Below are 19607 nucleotides of genomic sequence, written 5' to 3'. Positions count from 1 at the left end.
TGAGGTAAACATATAAATCAAGACTTATTAATGTTAGTTAATCTTTTATAGTAATAATTATCGGTAGCTTCTTTTATTTTGTTAAATATTTAACACTTTGGTTTGAAGAACCCCTAAATTTCAGGTTAGGATCAAAGAGTTCTTCTATATAAGGACCATCAATTAGGACATCTATCTTATCTAAAAGCTTCCTAAACATGGGATTTATTAAAAGATCCTCATACTTATAACCAGAGTAACACCAAATAGTAAGGTTATGTTTTTTTAAATTATTAATTAAAGTTAATAACTCATCAATATTTCGTTCTTGAAAGGGTTCCCCTCCACTTAGGGTTACACCATCAATATAACTACTGTTTTTTAAGACCATACTAGTTAGTTCATCTACACTAATTGGTTCTCCTGAACTAAAGTCCCAGGTTTCAGGGTTATGACACCCCTTGCACTTATGGGGACATCCTGAAAAAAAGATAACACTTCTCCATCCCTCTCCATTTGTACAACTGCTATCATAAAACCCTGAAATATTTAACATTTAAGCTCCAAAATTATGGGATACTCTATCCCTCTGTTCTGCAAATTTACCCCTATTCCACTTGTCTAGTGTTCCAACTAAATACCCTGTAATTCTCTCAGTTATATCAATATCCTGGCTACCACACATAGGGCACTTCTCTGGTTGTCTATTGTAGAAATGGGCACCACAATCTAGACAACTATTATCAAAGTGATTTATAGAAACATAACCGATATTTATATCTAACATATAGTCTAAAGCTGTTTTAACTGCTTTAAGGTTATCTAATGGATTTCCATCCATCTCTATATAGAAGATATGACCTGCAGGGGTTAAAGAGTGATATTTAGCTTCTACCTGGGCCTTATGAAATACAGAACACTTATAATATACTGGAACGTGGTTACTATTAGTATAATACTCCCTATCTGTAACTCCCTCTACTATTCCAAAAAGTTTTCTATCAGAGTCTGTAAAAGTGTGACTTAGACCCTCTGCTGGTGTAGCTAAAAGTCCAAAGTTTTTATCATAAGTTTCAGCTAACTCCTTACACTTTTTATCCATAAAAGAGACAATCTCTATACCTAGTTCTTGAACAGTATCATCCTCTCCATGGTGTTTACCCTTAACATAGTTACCATCTAGGTCCTTAGTTGATGTTAGGGCGACTAAAGTTTCAGCTAGACCTATAAACCCGATACTTAGGGAGAAATGCTTTATAATATCTTCTACATTATCATTACCCTTAATACCATCGTTATGTTCTGCAATATACTTCATAACATAGGGGAACTGCCTAGCTAGCGCAGTTTTTTGCCAATTCCATCTATTTACTAACTGTTTTGCAGCGCTCTCTAAAATATTATTAAGCTCAGTATAGAAATACTCCATTCTACCCTTTAAGTCATCAGCAATTGATAGTGACTTTAAGGCTATTCTTACAATATTTACAGATGTAAATGAAGCATTACCCCTACCAACAGAGCTATTTTCTGCAAATCGATTCTCATATACCCTTGTTCTACAACCCATTGTACTAGGTTCATGATACCATCTGTTAGGGTCATTAATATCCCACTTATCACTCTGATTAAAGGGTGCATCCAGATTAATAAAGTTTGGAAAAAATCTTTGGGATGTAACCTCTTGAGCAAAGAGGAAAAGATCGTAGTTCTTATCCCCTTCTCTTCTGTTTATTCCGGTTTTAACCTTAAAAATTGAGATTGGGAATATTGCAGTCTTTCTCTCATTTCCAACACCGTTTTGAACAGCTTCCAGGTAACTTTTAATAACTAATCTTCCCTCTGGGGAGGTATCTGTACCAAAGTTTATTGAAGAGAATGGAACTTGATTTCCACTTCTTGAGTTCATTATATTTAAGTCATGGATTAAACCCTCCATGGCCTGTTTTGTCTCTTTTACAGTTTTATTTATTGCGTACTGATATACTCTCTGTTCACCCTGCAAACCATCTAGGGGTTTATTACTATATTCAGAAATTGAAAAGTCCTTTAAACCCTCTACATCTATGGCTAGAATATCAGACCCCTCTCTGTAGTGTTCTTTAAAAGACATTAAAACAAAGGGTGCCATATTAAAGTCAAAGGCGTGGATGGATTGTCCTCCATGCATCTCATTTTGGGAGGTTTGAATTGAAATTGCTGTTAATCCAACAGCTGTAGATATTCTCTTTGGAGCTCTTACTCCTCCATTTACAGTTTCAAAACCACTTTTAAAAACCTTACCAAGATCTGTTTGGATACAAGTTAAAGACTTTGTAAGATAAAAATCTAGGTCATGAATATGCATATCCTTCTTTTCGTGGGCTACCCTATCTTCATGGTTTAGTAGACTCTCTAATGCGAACTCCTTAGAACTCTCAAATCCAACTTTAGATATCATTCCTGATGGGGTCTCTGTGTTCATATTTCCATTTTCATTTGTAAGGTCATTTTTTTTAGCCTGTATCATTTCATCGATCTGATGGTAAACCCGGCTTCGTCTAATTCTATTTCGTCTGTTTCTATAAAGAATATACTCTTTTGCAATATCCTCATCGATATGCATTAACTCTTTTTCTACAAGGTCTTGTATCTTTTCAATCTCAATCTGTTTAACCCCATCCTTTAAAAGGTGGTTCTCCACAATAGAAGGAACATTAGATAACTTATCCGATAATTTATATCCTAAATTTTGGCAGGTCTTTAAAACTGCATTTTCTATCTTTGTCCTATCAAAACTTACAATTTTTCCATCTCTTTTTACTATATTCATATATATCTCCTAGTGCTTATTAAACAGAAGAAGCAGCTATACACGCTACTTGTTGTGTATCTGCTTCGGGAGAGTTAATATACCTAAGATTCTGATTCTAGTCTATATCTAGAACTAATTTGATTCGATTAATTTTATTTTTTGAGTCTCTATACACTTCTGAAAGTTCTTTGTAATGTACTCCCCAATATCTGAACAACCGGTAAACTGGTTTATATATACATCTATAATAACACCCCTGTCCCGGCCTTTCTCTTTAGATATATATAAACACTTATCAATTATTGAAATAGCGGATGTAAAATTTAAAACATTATTTTCTACAGGATTATAAACCATGGCACCAAGGGAACAAGTTTTATATATTTCATCACCATTTTCCATTATAAACTTAGTCTCTTTAACCGCATCTCTAACTTTATTTACAAACTTTTTAATAAATTCCCTTTTAAAATTCCTTAAGACTAAAAGAAATTCCTCTCCTCCAAGCCTTATTACATAGTCCTCTGGTCTAACAACATAGGTTAAACTCTTTGCCAACTCTTTAATAACATTATCCCCAGAAGTGTGCCCATAAACATCATTAACAAGCTTAAAATGGTCTAAATCTATTAGCACAACACCATAAAGGCCAACATCATTTATTGAGATAATACTCTCATTTAAAAATCTTCTATTATACAGACCTGTTAGCTGATCCCTTACTGATCTCTCCTGGAGTCTCTTATTTGCCATTTCCAACTCTGCTGTTCTCTCTTTTACAGCCTCTTCAAGCTCCATAGCGTAGGAGTTCATCTTTTTTATTAATGAGATATTCTTAAATCCGTAGGAGACCTTTTTAGATATAAAGCTATACATCATATTAGGGTAGTCTCCATTCTCGATTAATATATATCCAACATAGCTTTTATTTACTTGTAAGCCACAAAAAATATAGGACTTTAATGATGCTTTCCCAAGATTATTGGGGATTATACTTCTAAGATTAAACTCATAGGAGTCATTTTCAAAAAGGTTCTCCATATTCCTACTAAAATAGAGTTCTCCTACATCCTCTTTATTTGTAAACAGGACAATAAAGCAGTTATCTATTCTTACAGTTGAGAGACCATTTTTTAATATTTTTTTCAACTCCTCGTCATTTTTACATGTTAAAAGTAGGTCTCCTATTTCATTTGTATACTGAATAATTGATCTATTATCTACATTTTGTACATCAACTAGTTTTCTCTCATTTTCATAGAGTATAATAAGGGCCATATTTAATATTGAAGAGATATATAGCTGAAGCTCACTATCTAATAAGCCTTCTAAAATTACTAAATTATACTCCTCTAAGACATATTTCCAAAATGGAAGATCAAGATCCATACTACTTGTTCCCATTTGAAGTTCCTTAATCTCTTTAAGTAGAATTATCGAATCCCTATTTTTTATACTCTCAAGTAGCTTTGCAGAAAAAAATGATATAGATTTTTGAAGTTTTTTATTATACTCTCCTACTTCATATTTGAATTTATTTGATTCTAGGATTATTCCCTGGGCCTTTTGTACTAACTCCTCTATACTCCTCTCTTTTTCTGGTTTTTTAAACTTTAAATCAGAATTAATAGACCTAATACAACCACATGACTCCCTTAGAACTATTTGGGTATCAATTAGCAGGTCCTTAGATATATTTTTACCCCTTGTTATACCATCTATATACTCTCCAACAATTAATCCAATATTATATACTGGTTGTTTTACAGTTGATAATGCAGGAGAGAAGCTACTACTTAAGTCAAAGTTATCAAATCCAACTACTACTACATCTTCAGGAACCTTATAACCACGACTTTGAAGACTCTGGATTACTTCATAGGCTGATAGGTCATGGCAACAAAAAACAGCATCAAAACTCTCCTTTCGTATATCCATAATAAGGGATAGGCCCTTTCGTCCATCACCTGGAGTAAAATTACCAGGAGATATTAATTTATAGTTAAATGGGATGTTATTATGGTTTAAACTCTCTTTATAAGCTTCAAACCTCTCAAATGCTTCTCTATTTGTATCTGGCCCCTTAATAAATGCAACTCTTTTTTTCCCATGATCTACAATTAAGTGGTTCATAAGATTAAAAACACCCATTCTATTATCCACAAGGATATTATAACAACCAGGAAGTGTAAGACCTACACTAATAATAGGTATGTCCGGAAGGGAATCTACAAAACTACTTAAATTCTCATAACCATATAAGGATGCTAAGGATGGTGATAATAAAACAACAACATCTAAGTTACTTTTATATATAATAGAAGATAAGGGAGTATCTGTAATTCCCATATCTACAAAGGCAAAAAATCTTATATTTTTATCTTTACAGTAGTACTCTATTCCTCGTAAAAGTGTTTGTTGATAGTGGTCGTATAAATTTGTAATTATTATTCCAACATTGATCATAAATAAAGTATATGTGTATTTATTTGTAAATTCAAAAACTTTTAACCTACACTTAAATTAATGGATAAATTTAAGTGTGATCTATGCCCTAATAACTGTCTCTTAACCCCTAATGGCTTTGGTAAGTGTGGAAATAGAACACAAAACCTAGGTATGTTCTCAATAGGCAGTATAGATAAGATTGAAAATAGAAACCTCTACCATGTATACCCCGGAACTAAGACCCTATCCATGGGTTCCCTAGGATGTAACCTAACTTGTCCATGGTGTCAAAACTGGAGTATTAGTAGGGAGCACTCTAAATTTAAAAGTAATACTTTAAGATACTTTAAACCCAAGGAGCTACTTAATTTGGCCGTTAGTGAAAGCCTAAACTCTATTACATTTACATATAATGAACCAATAATTTCCTATGAATATATAGTAGATGCAGCTAAGCTATTTAAGAAACATGGTATTAAAACATATATGGAGTCCTGTGGATATATATCCTCTAAATACCTATCTAGCTTCTTTGAAAATATTGATGCTGTAAATATAGATATAAAACTATTTAATAATGATCGATATAAAAGTATTCTTGGTGGTGATCTTGATACGATTTTAAATACTATACTTTTTTTATCAAAGTCAGATACTTGGCTTGAGATATCAATGCTGCTAATCCCTGGCTTAAATGATTCAACCACAGAGATAACAAACTTAGCTTCCTGGGTTTTTAATAAATTAGGAGATTCTATTCCCCTTCACTTTAAAGCATTCCATCCAAGTTACAAGTTTAAAAACATACAAGGGACAACAAAACCCATGATAACCAAGGCTATTAGAGTTGCTAAGGAGGTTGGACTAAGACATGTATACCCAGACTATATAACTGGAGAAACAAGCTCTAATACCTACTGTCCTAGTTGTGGGGGTATCTTAGTGGATAGATTGAATTCCCATATAAAAAACAACTTAGTAGATGGTGTCTGTCCCAACCCTAAATGTGGTAGAGGGTTAGGAGGTCTTTATTAAATAAAAGAGTTTAAAATCTCAATCTCTTTATCCCAAATAGTATCGTCAATAGTCTCTAATACCATAGGGACTTTGTTAAATCTATCATCCTGCATTAAAAACTTAAAAGCATCGATTCCAATAAACCCCTCACCTATGGAGTGGTGCCTATCCTTCTTACTACCAAGTTCAGCCTTAGAGTCGTTTACATGAACACCCATTAAATACTTAAAACCAATTTTGGATTCTAATTCATCCATTGTTTTATTATACTCATCCTCTGTTCTTATATCGTACCCGGCAACAAAGGCGTGGCAGGTATCTAGGCAAAAGCCTATTCTGCTCTTATCCTCTACAAGATCAATTATCTGCTTTATATGCTCAAACTTATAACCTAAATTAGTTCCCTGACCGGCTGTATTCTCTAAAACTATTGATACACCGGTAGTTTCACCAAGAGCTTTATTAACCTGCTGAGCTATGATCTTTAGACACTCATCCTCTGAGTATCCTTTTAAGTGACTACCTGGGTGAATGTTTAGCCTATCTAGCCCAAGGGAGTAACACCTCTTCATCTCTCCAATTAGAGAGTTTAGAGACTTCTCCCGTTTTAGAGGATCAGGGTTACCAAGATTTATTAAATAACTTCCATGGGGTAGTACATGACTAGCGTTATACCCAAATTCCTCCATATACTTTTTAAATTGATCGATACTCTCTTTTGTTAACTCCTTAGCTTCCCACTGCCTCTGATTTTTAGTGAAGAGAGCAAATCCCTTTGCACCAATTTTATTAGCATTTAATGGTGCATTTTCAACACCCCCACTAGCTGATACGTGGGCACCTATATATTTCATATTAATTCTCCATTGTTTTTAAAACCATATTGAGTATTCGCATCCACAATATTTCTGTCTATATAGTCCTAACTCTTTTGATAAGTCGGTACTCAGTTTAAAACCATTTTCTTTGCAAAAGTCTACCATTACGTAGTTTAAACCATACTCCTTTGCAACCCTCTCTCCGATCTCCATTATAATCTTTGAGTTTTTATGTGGGCTAATTGTTAAGGTGGATGTAAAATTATCTATCCCTAACTCCTTAGCTTTTTTTGCACTTTGAATAAAACTATACTCAAAACACTTAAGGCACCTTTTACCCTTTTCAGGCTCACCCTCTAAACCTTTAATATGCTCTGACCATCTGTTGTGTTCATATTTATCTTTAATTATACTCTCTTTATAGTAGTTAGAAACCGTAACCGCAGTTTCATATCTTTTTTCAAACTCTTCATAGCTATTTATATTTGAATTTGAAAAGTAGAGGGTAACATTATGTTCCTCTATTTTAGGTATAGAACCAACTGCACAGGGTCCACAACATACATGTAATAAAACATCCATCTATTAAACTCCCTTTAGTTATATTAACAATTATTCTAAAATAGGTATAGTTTACATATGTGCTTGTTTAACAAATAGGAGGCTCAATGACAGACCCAATACCATATATTTCAATAGATATGATAGAGAATGGTTTTAAGCCTGGGATAGGTTACTACTGGAGCGATAATTTTTCCAAGGAGTTATATATTAAACTATCCCAAATGGGGCTTATTTGTGTCAGCAATAACTTTTGTTATATAGGGGATATTCTACTCCCAGAGATGCAGGAGGCCTATGCTGTACTACACTTTAATAACCTACACATAAGTAAAAAAGTTAAGAGGTTATTAAAACTAGAGTATAAACTTATTATAAACCAAGACCTAGATAGTTTTTTACCCCTACTAAAACTACACCATGGAAGTGAGAGTTGGTTTACAAAATCTTATATCCATTTAATGTATAATTTAAAAGATTTAACTCTATATAGGGATAATTTCCAATTAAACACAGTAATAATGAGTTTCTACAAATGTGGAATATATCATCCTTAGGAGTGTAGATATTGATTAAACCCTTCACCTAGGACTTCGTGGGTAAAGCTTACACTAATAAATGCATCCTTATCTATACTTCTTATATACTGTTTAAGCCTTATATACTCTTTTTTATTTAGTATTACCTGGATAACATTTTTCTTCTCACCAGAATAACCACCCCTTGCATCATAAATTGTAGTAGTTCGATCAATCTTATCTAAAACAAAGCGATTTATATCTTCATATCTGTGGCTAATAACTAAAATGTGTAGCTTCTCTTCAAAACCTGCTATTACCCTATCTATAACTAGTCCATTTAATATAATTCCAACTAATGCCCATAAACCAAGGGTAAATCCAAAGGCTAAACCTGCAAATATTACAACAACAAAGTCTGTAATTAGTAGTGCCCGGCCAATCTCTGTATGAAAATATTTGTTTAAAACCTTAGCTATAATATCTGTGCCCCCAGTTGATGCATCCTGATAAAAGATAATAGCCATTCCAATCCCCTGTATTACAATACCAAAAATTAGATTAAGTAGTGTATCCTCTACAACTGGTCCATCTAAGGGGAGGAGTAACTCAAAGAGAAATATTATACCTGATAGGGCTAAACTTGAATAAACAGTATGAGCTGTAAATTTCTTACCAAAAAGAATTAAAGCAACAATTGTAAGTAATATATTTAAGGCAGTCATAATAATACCTATGGGTAATATTGGGAAAAAATGGTTAATGACCATAGCTAAACCGATAATTCCCCCGGCTGCTAAGTCCGATGCAATTAGAAAGAAGTGTAATCCTACTGACATAATAATTAGTCCTAGGTTTATTAGTAGAAATTTTTTGATATTTTTCATAACAATAAAACATATCATTTTAAGGAAGGCAGGTAAACTAATACCTGCCAAAGGAAATAAAAAATTAACTAAAACATATAATTTATGTTAACTGATATATAATCATTATCATCATACTGCCCTAGCATTGTATCACTATCACCATTAAACAAGCAGGTGGTAATTTCTAATTTTGTTGTATCACCAATATTTGTAGTAAATTCTGGCTTAATCATAAAATCTTTATCCTCTACAAAGTAGATAGTAGTTACAGATAGAGATGTTGCTTCGTGGTTAAAGGTATCTGATAATTTACCTACAACCATATTTGTATTGTCATTTTCACTATCTAAAAAGTAGTTACCCTTAATTTGAGCATTTAAATTAAGATTGTGAATAGGAAAATTGTAGTCGAATCCAGCAACATAGTTTAAGGAGTTTTCACTTTTATCCATTAAGTAGTATGCTAACTCACCTCTTAGGTTAAATCCTAAAATAGCTCTACCAAACTCTAACCCTATCATCTGCTTCTTCTCATACTCTAAAAGCATTTTTGACTCATTTAGTTCTGGTTTAGAATTATACCCATAGTAGTAGAGTAGACCTAAGTCGTATCCACTTAGACTTGCTGTACCCCGTACTGCATACTGACCAAAGGAGAGGCTGTTTGTATCCTGGTAGTATTGGGACATATCTGATCCAGCTTGTAGAACTTCAAGTGATGCAGCATAAGCTAACCCTGTAGCATTCCCAATTTGCTCAGGTGTAGCTGTTCCTATATTTGCAGTATAAACTTCACCGTACTTAGCTGCAGCACTACTTTTTACCAAGTTTGTAACAGTTGATAATAATACCTTTACATCATTTGGTACCCATCTACCACTTGTTGGTAGAACATCTGAACTAAAAGTTGGAAGGTAGGCTAACTCTAATAGTCCTGTAGCACCTAAAGGAATATTAAATTTAACTGTAGGAGTTGCAATTTTATTCTCTAAATAGTCTGTAATAAAGTATGTTGAGTAGTCTGTAGGGTTTAATAGGTCAACAACATGTAGTTTATCCCCCTTACCCCATACAGTTTTTAATATACCAGCTTCTACATTAAACTTATCAAAATACATATTAGTATAACACTCATCTAGAGTTATAGACTCTTTATTAACCTTAGTAGTTAAAGTTATATCAGCTAATGACCCTTGGTAAGTAAGTTTTAAGTTAGCATTTGTATCCACATCTGCTGTTTCATCTAACATATCTTCAAAGTTGTATGACCTTAAACCTAGGTCAATACTTCCACTAATCTCTACACCATTTGTAGAACCTGCCTCATCTGTTGCAAAGTCATCAAAAAAATCATCTGCTACTAGGGGTAGAACAGTAAATATCGTAGTAAGTAATAGTAGTTTAATTGACTTAATCATTAGATCCTCCCACTTGATAGGTAACTTTGAGTAAATACCTTTGGATTAACGCCCTTATCAAACTCTACTTTTTTTATTGATAAAATTGTTTTATGCTCTGTTTGAACATTCTCCATAACTACTTCCATTGGAGTCCAAAAACCATCAATATTTTGTAAATCAAGAACCTTCATCACTTTTAATAACTCTTTATTAGAATCATATAGTTCCATTTTAATTGGGACAAAGTTATCCTTTCTAATCCAAGAAACCCTGTATGAGTATTGGGAATCATTTAAGTCCTTAGCTTCAGCCTTAACAACATAACAATCCACACCGTTTACAGCCTCTTCTTTTAATAATGTATGAATATCCCTCTCTACATCCCTTGTCTCCATATCATCGTATGTAAAATCTGTTCCCATAAATGATTTTGAACCATCAGAGGATGCAATTCTTCTAACCCTTTTTAAAGCTGGAAGATATATCCACTTATCATCTGCACTGCCATCGTTCTCTTGTTTTAAAAATCTTGTATTTTTTACAGATGCAGGGGATCTAAATACCATAACTGTTGTAGATAGGTCGTTCTCTTTCTTTCCAAACTCTTCTAAAAGTCTTACATCTTCCTTACCATTGTTATCAACTAGAGTCATAGATACTGCACTATGGGTTGTTTTACTCTTTGAAACATTATGTGCGCTAGTTGCAATCTCTTTTCCATCAAGGGCGTAAACCCCTGAAGCTATAAAAACTAAACTTAATAAAGCTATTAACTTCTTCATTTTTCTCTCCTAATTACTTCAATATAAATTTTGGTTTAAAGATTTTTAATAAAATTGGTAAGATTGTTAGTGCTGCAAGAGATGATGTAATCATAATTATTGCAACTAATACACCTATATATCTTAGAACAATAAAGTTACTAAAAACTAAAACCATAAAACCAAGGGCTACTGAAACGGCATTTATAATAATTGCCTTTCCAGATGTAACAATTGTATTTTTAGAAACTACTTTTAAGTCATCGCTTAGTAGTCTCTGTTTGTGATATGTATTTAAAAAGTGGATAGTATAATCAACTCCAACACCAATGGCGATTGAAGCTACAAGGGCTGTTATCATATCAAGGTTGATACCAAATATACCCATAATTCCAAAGTTGATTACTATTGCTACTGATAGTGGTACAATACCAAATAGACCAGCAATTGGTGATTTAAATGATAGGGATATAATTATGTAAACCAGTAGTAGAGCGATTAATAAACTTACTATCTGGGAACCTGTAATCATATCTGTTAATGCAAGTTCTAATGCAGCTACCCCTGAACACTCAACAGTGATATTTTCTGGGAAGTTAATTGCTGCAAAGTTCTCAACATCCTTAATAATCTTCTTAGTTGTATTTGTTTCGTTATTTTTAATATATACAACCATTCTTGCTGCAGAGGGAGCTAATGCATCGTCTGCAAATAGGTCTAAGGATCCTGAATATAGTAGTAGGTATTGGGAAATAAGATTTTTTAACTCTTCTGTATCCACTGCACCATATTTTTTAGGGTCTGTTGGTACCTCATTATAAGCAGCACCGTTATAGTTGTATATTTTATTTATCTCTTCAATAAGTTCATCACCACTTAAGTTAAATGTGCTACTATTTTGGTGAATATCGTGTAGAAGATCTAAGAAATCACTATATGTTATCTCTTTTACATACTGCTCTGTATAGTTATTAGAATCCCCTGTTAACTCACTATCAACAGTTTCTTCATCCTGGGCAAAAAAGTCACCAAAGGAGTCATCCTCACTAGAAGTTTCCTCTGTAAAAAAGTCACTAAAGGAGTCATCTTCAGTGGATGTATCCTCTGTAAAAAAGTCGCCCAAGGAGTCCTCTTCTGTATAATCTGTAGAACTATCATCAACATACTCATCTGTTATATTAGACTCATCAATTATTGGATAGTTCATCACCTTATTAATTCTTTTAATAAAATCACTAAAGGATAATACCTTACCAACTTCTGGATTATTGTTTGTAATATACTCCGAGAGTTCATCCATCTTTTTAATTATTATTGGATCTGTTAAATCCCCAGGCTCACTACCCTTTATCTCTATGGCAAAGGCGTTAGTTCCTGCAAACTTATCAGCAATTAACTCATTGTCTAATCTAATAAAAGAGTCCTCTGGAAAGTATTTAATTAGGGAGCTCTCTATATTTAATCTTTTAATACCATAAAAAGAGACACATAATAGAATTAGTGTAATAAAAATTATCCGGGGAGTCTTTTTACTAAAGTAGTTATATAGGCTAATTAAAAAACCTGTTTCAATTTCATCGCTATCTACTAAAACTAGACCCTTTGGACTCTTTTTTGTAGCTAACATAGCTGGAATAAAAACAAGGGATAGACCTAGGGCTATTGTTACACCTATAGCCGAGAATAAACCAAAGGTTTTTAGTGGGCCAACAGGACTAGATAATATTGATAAGAAACCTAACACTGTAGTAACTGATGCTAAAATAACTGGTTTAATTACAGTTTTTAAACCGTCAATAATTACTTCAAAGTGCTCTTCCTTAGAAATAGTTCCAGCTTTTTTCTCTAATTCGTGGTAGTAGTGGTTAATAATATGTATTCCAAATGCACTACCGACTGCAATTAATAAAACAGGTAAGCAGGTTGTTACAACTGTAAAGTCATAATGTAACATGGAAATTAACCCAACAGTCCAAATGGTACTAATAACAACAGTAATTAGGGGAAGGATAGTTCCTTCTATCTTTTTAAAGGATATAAAAAGTGAAAAGAGAATCACTAATACAACAAATGGGATTAGTATTGCTAAATCCGTATACATATAGGTCTTAGCAACCTCATTTACAACAGGATTACCAGCTACTGCAAACTCAAGGTTATCATCTTTATATTTTTCACATATATCAAGGATTTGATTATAAAGTATCCCTAGGGAATCAGACTCAATTTTATGGTCTATAGATGTAATAATCTGGGTAGACTTAAAATCGTCAGAGTATAAAACCCTTCTATACATATCAGGCCAGTCTAACAACTTATGTTTTAAAGTTAATAACTCCTTAGTAGAACCTGTAAAGTCATCTGTTACTAGGGACTCTACAGTCATTCCAAGGTCTGATCCCTCTGGGAAATCACTGTTAGTTAGGCTTGTTACATCATCAACATACTTTAGATTCTCAATATCTCTAGTTATGTTTTTAATAACCTCAATTGTTTCCTTTGTTAATATGGTTTTTTGCTTTGATGTAATAGCAATATCCATAACTACCTGGCTTCCATATATGTCATCTATCGCCTTTGTTCTAACATATACTGGGTTATCTTTAGGGAAAAAATTATTTACGTCATTATCTATTACTAGATCTTTTATTTGATACCCTAAAAAAGCTGTAATTAGTAAAATTACGCTAATTACAATTTTTGAATGTTTTAATATCCACTTCAAAATGAACTCCTTACTATTTAAATTACTCACACTGTGTATTTAATACACTCACTGTGTAATCAAAATAATAAGATAATTTATAAAGGTCAATGAAATATAAAAAAATTATGATTTTATTGAATTAAAGAATATATCAAACATCTCATATATAAGATCATTTGCAGAGTAGGTAGATGCTGTTTCGAGAATATCCCTACGAACTGCAAGTTTTTGCATTGTAGCATGAATAATATTTATTATGGCTATGGCACTTTTCCGTGTATCACTAATAGTATTACGAATTGAGCCATCCTCTATTCCAATTTTTAAACAGTCATCAATTGTATTAATAATCTCACTAATTAGGAAGAGACACTCTTTTATCTGGGACTCTCCTAAAATATTGGTATTAATTTTAAAGTCAAAAAACATAGTAAATGTTAAATCTGCAAAATTTGTTTTGTAATAGTTTAAGTAGCCCTGGCTTACATCCCTTAATCTATCTAAACCACACCTATTAGAGAGGGAAGACTCTTTTACCATCTTCTCTAAACTCTTAAATGCTCTTAATACTATCTCGTAGGATAACTCATCCTTATTTTTAAAATAGAGATACATAGTCCTTCTGCTTAAACCAGATTCAATTGCGATATCTTCCATAGTAGTCTTAAAATACCCTTTTTTAAGGAATATCGTTTTTGAAGCCTCTAGGATAATATTCAATCTTCTAGCCCGTTCTTTTGGTGTTAATTCTGTTCGTCCCATAAACTGATATTATCATATAAATGGATCTTGTAAATCAAAAGATATCTTATAGCAATTGCCACTTTCCTATTTTAAAATTATATTTGTTAACTATATATAGGAGAGGAGAATAAAATGACAGATATACTAGTAAAGTTAGGTATAAAACAGTTTATTAATAGTAGTTATATATTTAAACCTAAGGATATTGATCTTTTTAATAATGGAACAATATACAATACAAATATAGAAGTTGAAACATGGGAACTAAAAAATGGTTATAAGTATATAAATATTAACCTAGGTGTAGATAACAACTGGTCTACAGCTTTAAGTGTAAAATTTAAAGATGAGACTCTATTTGATAAAACAATAATTGCTGATTATATAGGTGAGAGGATTGAACATAAACTTGAACTATCTCTAATTAAGGGTAATGATGAGTTTGATAGCTACTACTTTACATCGAATTATAATAAAACAAGGGAGGCCTTTAACTATTTAATATCTCTTTTAGGGCAGCTAGAGTTACAATCCGAAAAAGATAAGGATTTATCAGATTTAGATTATGAACCATACAGCGCTTTTAACCGGCTTTTAGAAAACATAGAAGTTTATGTTAAGGATAAAAGTGATATAGATGAATTAATAGATGTTATAACTCTGTTTTTAGAGAGTGAGGGAGAGGATTATAGGGCTCAACTTTTTCTAGATCATAAACTTATTTATACTAAGGATCTACATATTCAAGTAACTCAGATTATCGAAGATATTATGTATGAAGAGTTTTTTAATGATGAGATTCTTCTAGAGGAAGATTAATTGTAAACATTAAATTTTTGTTAATATTCTATAATATAGTTGATTACTGCAACTAAAGGAATTATTTTAATAAAATAAGTGGAGTCAAAAAAATGAGATTAAACAGTGAATATCCGGAATTTAGATTAAAAGTAGTACTGACATCGATAATAGTAATATCGGCAAGTTTGGCATTAACAACCCTATCTTCAAATCTTACCATGGGTTTAATGCATGGAATAGTTAACAAAGAGAGACTTGGAATAAGCCTAATTAAAGAGTCCTTATTATATGGCTTATTACCTGGAACTATAATTGGTGTAATATTAAATAAATACTTAAAACCCTTTCATGATACGACTTATAAAATATTTAACAAAGAAGAGTTAGATACAAATGAGAGGGATAGAGCTATAAAAATTATTACACGGTTAAATAGTGTAATTATTATTATGAATATTTTTGTCTATCTAATATCCTTTATTGTAAACCTAATAACTAGTCCATTTGTTTTGAACAGTTTTATTGTTAGTCTGCTCTACACCCTTTCTACCGCAGCTATATTCTCAGTTATTGAGTATAACATTATTAATATGTCTATCTATAAGGCGAAGTCCCTACTAAAAATTTATACAATAGAATCTTCCCCTAGGAAGATGCCTATTCATAGAAAAAATGTAATACTTATAACCTCATTAACAGTTTTTATATCCCTAACTCTTATTGATGCTAGTAAAATGATATACACCTCAGAGATGATGTACGAAGAGTTACTGCACAAAGTAGTAAAAGGGGATTTAACTTTAAATGAGGCAAGAAGGAATTATATAGAGGAGACTGCCCAGTTTTTACAAGTAGATAAAAGTATTATAACATTCCCCTATGATTTCACCAAAGATACAAAACCTAGTGTAACCCCTATATATATAATATATTTCTTTCAGCTACTTATTGTTACAATTATATTTCAATATACATCATCCCTATTTCAGAGAAAACAGTTGCAAAATCTAAATAGTAAGATGAAGGAAATTTCTATGGGTAATGGGGATTTAACAAAACAGGTCGAGATTCTAGATTATGATGAAGTAGGTGAACTAACTGATACAATTAATAACTTTCTAGGGGGCCTAAGAAGTCTACTGAAAGAGGTTAAAAACCTAGGGAGTAATGTAAAACAATCTGCAAATGTAATAAAAAATGTTCTAATCACAACTGAGGATTCTACCTATAACATTGTAGCTGCAAATGAACAGACTTCAAAAAGTACTAAGGATCAAATTGAGATCGCTAATGAGACTACAAACAACCTAAAAGAGATGTTAGAGTCGGTGGAACAGATTGCACAAAATATTGAAACCCAGGCATCATTTGTTGAACAAACTTCAAGCTCAATAAATGAGATGGCAGCAAATATTGAGTCTGTAAACCAAACAACAAGATCAGCTAATGACCTTAGTAACAACCTAGTAACTGTAGCAAATAAGGGTGGCGAGGCTGTAAACCAATCAATAGTAGCTGTTAAGCGGGTTGAGGAGTTTTCTGATGAGATTATACAGATGGTTTCAGTTATTACTAATATCGCAGATAAAACTAACCTTCTTGCAATGAATGCAGCTATTGAGGCAGCTCACGCAGGGGAGTCCGGTAAAGGTTTTGCAGTTGTAGCCCAGGAAGTAAGAAAGTTAGCTGAAGATTCATCTGGTAGTGCAAAACAGATATCTGACCACATAAAAAAAATGATCTCCCTAGTTAATAACGGGGTTGAATTATCTGAAGGAGCTGGTAAGGCATTAAATATTGTAGGTGTTGATGTAAAACATACAAGCCAGTTAATAGATGAAGTATCCTTAGCTATGAGTGAGCAGTCTGCAGGAACAAATGAAGTTTTAGGGGCGATAACATCCTTAATGGATTCAACCCAATCGATACGAGAGATAACTAAGTTACAACAGTCTAAAAACGTAATTATGAATAGCTCTATAGAGGGGTTACAAAATAGTTTTAAGCAGATTGAACAGGCATCTCTAGAACAGAGTAATGGTACAAAAAATATTCAAAATAGTGTTAAAGAGTTAAAAAGAGTAATATTACAAAATGAAGAAGCAACTAATGACCTAGAAAAATTATTAGAAGGATTCATATTATGAACATAGACAGAGAGAACATTATAAAAAAACTATCCCTAACGGCACATCCTGAGGGAGGTTATTATTCACAAACATACAGATCCCCTATCACTTTAAATGGTAGAGATTTTGGTCTTGAGAGAAGTGAATATAGGGCTTTATCCAGTAGTATATATTTTATGCTAAACGATATGGAGGTTTCCCACTTCCATAGGCTAAAATCCGATGAAGTGTGGTATTTCCACGGAGGTGAACCATTAACTATTGTTATGATAGATAATAGTGGTAAGTTAAGTGAGATAACCCTTGGATTAGATGTAAATAAAAATGAGTATCCCCAGGTAATAGTACCTGCAGGAACAATATTTGGATCTTATATTAAATCAGGAAAGGGAGTATCCCTAGTTGGCTGTATGGTAAGCTTTGGTTTTGATTTTATGGACTTTGAACTATTTAAAAGCAAAGAGCTTATAAAGCTATATCCAGAACATAGCACTATAATTGAAAAGTTGACATAAAAAAAGGCTGTTGAAAGTCATAATGACTTTTACAACAGCCCCTTTTTTTATTAATGGTTACCGCAGTCACAATCCTCATCGTGGTGGTGTAACTCTTCTAAAGACTCTTCGATCTCCTCTTTTGTAGCTTCACGCACCTCTAGAACCTTGCAAGAGAACTGAATATCCATATCTGCATATGGGCTATTTGCATCAATAGTAATATTTTCATTATCAATAGCAATAATTTCCATCTCTTGAGCTTCATCGTAATTATTAATTATTGAGATAGACATACCTACTTCTAAAGCATCAGCATTTTCAAAATCACCTTTTGGAACAGGCATAAAAAACTCTTTATCTCTTTTTCCATAGGCTTTATCACATGGGATAACTCCATCAAATGTAAAACCCTCTTTTTGTCCTTCCAATATCTCTTCCATTCCAGGTAGAGTCTCCTCCATTCCTTGAATATAAGAGAATGGACCACTCTCTTTTGAACTATCTATAACAATACCCTTATCATCTTTAAGAGTATAATCTACTGTAACCATACTATTTTTTGTTATTACCATATAACCATCCTTAATTGTGCAATTATAATATAGATTTACATATTTTTTTTCTATAGTTTAAATTACATAATTGGTTATTTCAGAAAAAGTTCATATTAATTCTTATAGTTTACATTTATGTAAAATTTTAACTAAAATTTGACAAAAATGTAAATTGTCTCAATTTTTTACGGTAATATTGATTATTAATCAAATATATAATACAGTAATTCCTATAAGGAGTTAACTTATGAAAAAAATACTACTTTTTCTTTGTTATTTAATTATTGTAGTTCCTGCTCAATTTGGGGATGAGAGAAAAGAGCTAACAATATATAACGCCGCTAGTACCACTGATTTAATTGAAGAGCTTGCAGAAACTTTTAAAAAAAGTAGTGGTATTAAAGTAAATACAAACCCAGGAGCAAGTGGAACCCTTGCAAGACAGTTAAACAGTGGAGGTGTAGCAGACGTCTATATTTCAGCTTCTAGTAGATGGATAGAGTATGTTAATAACCTTAAATTGTTATTAGATTTTAAACCATTTCTTAGTAATAGATTAGTTTTAATAGCACCTATAGATTCGGAAATTAGGAGTTTTGATATGGATAAAAATAGTTCACTACCTAGTTTATTTAGTGGAAGGTTATCCCTAGGAGACCCTACCTTTGTTCCTGCAGGAGCCTACGGAAAAGCTGCCTTAGAGTATTTTAATTGGTTTAAAGTATTAAAGGATCGTATACAACCAACATTAGATGTCCGAGGAGCCCTATCTGTTATCGAGTTTTCTGAGGCTGAGTTAGGCATTGTCTATTTATCAGATGCAAAAAAGTCAAATAGGGTAAAAATTGTTTCCCAATTCCCTGTAGAGTCTCACCCAAGTATAGAGTACTACTGTGGATTAACAAAGTTTAGTTCAAAAGAGGGTAAGCTTTTTTATGACTACCTTGTAAATAGTAATGAGGCTAAAGAGATATTCACTAAGTATGGTTTTATACCTAAAAAATAGCTTT

General features: G+C 32.6%; 17 protein-coding genes. 6 read left to right on the top strand and 11 right to left on the bottom strand.

What is annotated here, in order from left to right:
* Positions 1-73: 73 nt before the first annotated feature.
* From nrdG to EW093_RS15140, 3 genes are all read right to left on the bottom strand, one after another.
* Positions 74-535: an anaerobic ribonucleoside-triphosphate reductase activating protein gene (gene nrdG, locus EW093_RS15150; RefSeq protein ID WP_149569210.1), complete on the bottom strand. Its 462-nt coding sequence runs from the start codon at positions 533-535 to the stop codon at positions 74-76.
* Positions 536-2791: an anaerobic ribonucleoside triphosphate reductase gene (locus EW093_RS15145; RefSeq protein WP_223111617.1), complete on the bottom strand. Its 2256-nt coding sequence runs from the start codon at positions 2789-2791 to the stop codon at positions 536-538.
* 114 nt (positions 2792-2905) lie between these two features.
* A complete protein-coding gene (locus EW093_RS15140; RefSeq protein ID WP_149569208.1) occupies positions 2906-5239 on the bottom strand; it encodes a diguanylate cyclase in 2334 nt (777 codons plus the stop codon).
* 60 nt (positions 5240-5299) lie between these two features.
* On the opposite strand from EW093_RS15140, the gene amrS reads away from it, so the two are divergent.
* Positions 5300-6256: an AmmeMemoRadiSam system radical SAM enzyme gene (gene amrS / locus EW093_RS15135; RefSeq protein WP_149569207.1), complete on the top strand. Its 957-nt coding sequence runs from the start codon at positions 5300-5302 to the stop codon at positions 6254-6256.
* Here amrS and nfo read toward each other — a convergent pair.
* The gene (gene nfo / locus EW093_RS15130; protein WP_187759735.1) at positions 6253-7092 is read right to left on the bottom strand and encodes a deoxyribonuclease IV; all 840 of its coding nucleotides are present in this window, start codon (positions 7090-7092) and stop codon (positions 6253-6255) included. The genes amrS and nfo overlap by 4 nt on opposite strands.
* A gap of 18 nt (positions 7093-7110) precedes the next feature.
* On the bottom strand, positions 7111-7638 hold the full coding sequence (locus EW093_RS15125) for an epoxyqueuosine reductase QueH (protein ID WP_149569205.1): 528 nt from the start codon (positions 7636-7638) through the stop codon (positions 7111-7113).
* 86 nt (positions 7639-7724) lie between these two features.
* Here EW093_RS15125 and EW093_RS15120 point away from each other — a divergent pair, with 86 nt between their 5' ends.
* A complete protein-coding gene (locus tag EW093_RS15120) occupies positions 7725-8174 on the top strand; it encodes a hypothetical protein (RefSeq protein WP_149569204.1) in 450 nt (149 codons plus the stop codon).
* Here the strand turns inward: EW093_RS15120 and EW093_RS15115 are convergent.
* The 5 genes from EW093_RS15115 to EW093_RS15095 all read right to left on the bottom strand — a co-directional run bounded on the left by EW093_RS15115 (position 8171) and on the right by EW093_RS15095 (position 14634).
* On the bottom strand, positions 8171-9022 hold the full coding sequence (locus EW093_RS15115) for a YitT family protein (protein WP_149569203.1): 852 nt from the start codon (positions 9020-9022) through the stop codon (positions 8171-8173). The genes EW093_RS15120 and EW093_RS15115 overlap by 4 nt on opposite strands.
* 68 nt (positions 9023-9090) lie before the next feature.
* Positions 9091-10422, bottom strand: coding sequence for a hypothetical protein (locus tag EW093_RS15110; protein ID WP_149569202.1), 1332 nt, complete (start codon positions 10420-10422; stop codon positions 9091-9093).
* Positions 10422-11186 (bottom strand): outer membrane lipoprotein-sorting protein, encoded by a 765-nt coding sequence (locus EW093_RS15105; RefSeq protein WP_149569201.1) that lies wholly within the window; start codon positions 11184-11186, stop codon positions 10422-10424. Before EW093_RS15105 ends, EW093_RS15110 begins: the two co-directional genes overlap by 1 nt.
* 13 nt (positions 11187-11199) lie before the next feature.
* Positions 11200-13890, bottom strand: coding sequence for an MMPL family transporter (locus EW093_RS15100; RefSeq protein ID WP_149569200.1), 2691 nt, complete (start codon positions 13888-13890; stop codon positions 11200-11202).
* A 105-nt stretch (positions 13891-13995) separates the two neighbouring features.
* A complete protein-coding gene (locus EW093_RS15095; RefSeq protein ID WP_149569199.1) occupies positions 13996-14634 on the bottom strand; it encodes a TetR/AcrR family transcriptional regulator in 639 nt (212 codons plus the stop codon).
* A 114-nt stretch (positions 14635-14748) separates the two neighbouring features.
* On the opposite strand from EW093_RS15095, the gene EW093_RS15090 reads away from it, so the two are divergent.
* The 3 genes from EW093_RS15090 (at position 14749) to EW093_RS15080 (ending at position 18061) form a co-directional block, all read left to right on the top strand.
* Entirely contained in the window at positions 14749-15435 is a 687-nt protein-coding gene (locus EW093_RS15090; RefSeq protein WP_149569198.1) for a hypothetical protein, read from the top strand.
* A 92-nt stretch (positions 15436-15527) separates the two neighbouring features.
* Positions 15528-17564 (top strand): methyl-accepting chemotaxis protein, encoded by a 2037-nt coding sequence (locus EW093_RS15085; protein ID WP_149569197.1) that lies wholly within the window; start codon positions 15528-15530, stop codon positions 17562-17564.
* Positions 17561-18061, top strand: a complete 501-nt coding sequence (locus tag EW093_RS15080) for a cupin domain-containing protein (RefSeq protein ID WP_149569196.1) — start codon at positions 17561-17563, stop codon at positions 18059-18061. The genes EW093_RS15085 and EW093_RS15080 overlap by 4 nt, the downstream gene beginning before the upstream one ends.
* A gap of 50 nt (positions 18062-18111) precedes the next feature.
* Here EW093_RS15080 and EW093_RS15075 read toward each other — a convergent pair whose 3' ends face one another.
* On the bottom strand, positions 18112-18615 hold the full coding sequence (locus EW093_RS15075) for an FKBP-type peptidyl-prolyl cis-trans isomerase (protein WP_149569195.1): 504 nt from the start codon (positions 18613-18615) through the stop codon (positions 18112-18114).
* Positions 18616-18844: 229 nt separating this feature from the next.
* Here EW093_RS15075 and modA point away from each other — a divergent pair, with 229 nt between their 5' ends.
* Positions 18845-19603 (top strand): molybdate ABC transporter substrate-binding protein, encoded by a 759-nt coding sequence (gene modA, locus EW093_RS15070; RefSeq protein ID WP_149569194.1) that lies wholly within the window; start codon positions 18845-18847, stop codon positions 19601-19603.
* Positions 19604-19607 lie beyond the last annotated feature (4 nt).

The sequence above is a fragment of the Thiospirochaeta perfilievii genome (genome assembly GCF_008329945.1).
Taxonomy (GTDB): Bacteria; Spirochaetota; Spirochaetia; order DSM-2461; family DSM-2461; genus Thiospirochaeta; species Thiospirochaeta perfilievii.
This window is presented reverse-complemented; position numbering and strand designations above follow the sequence as displayed.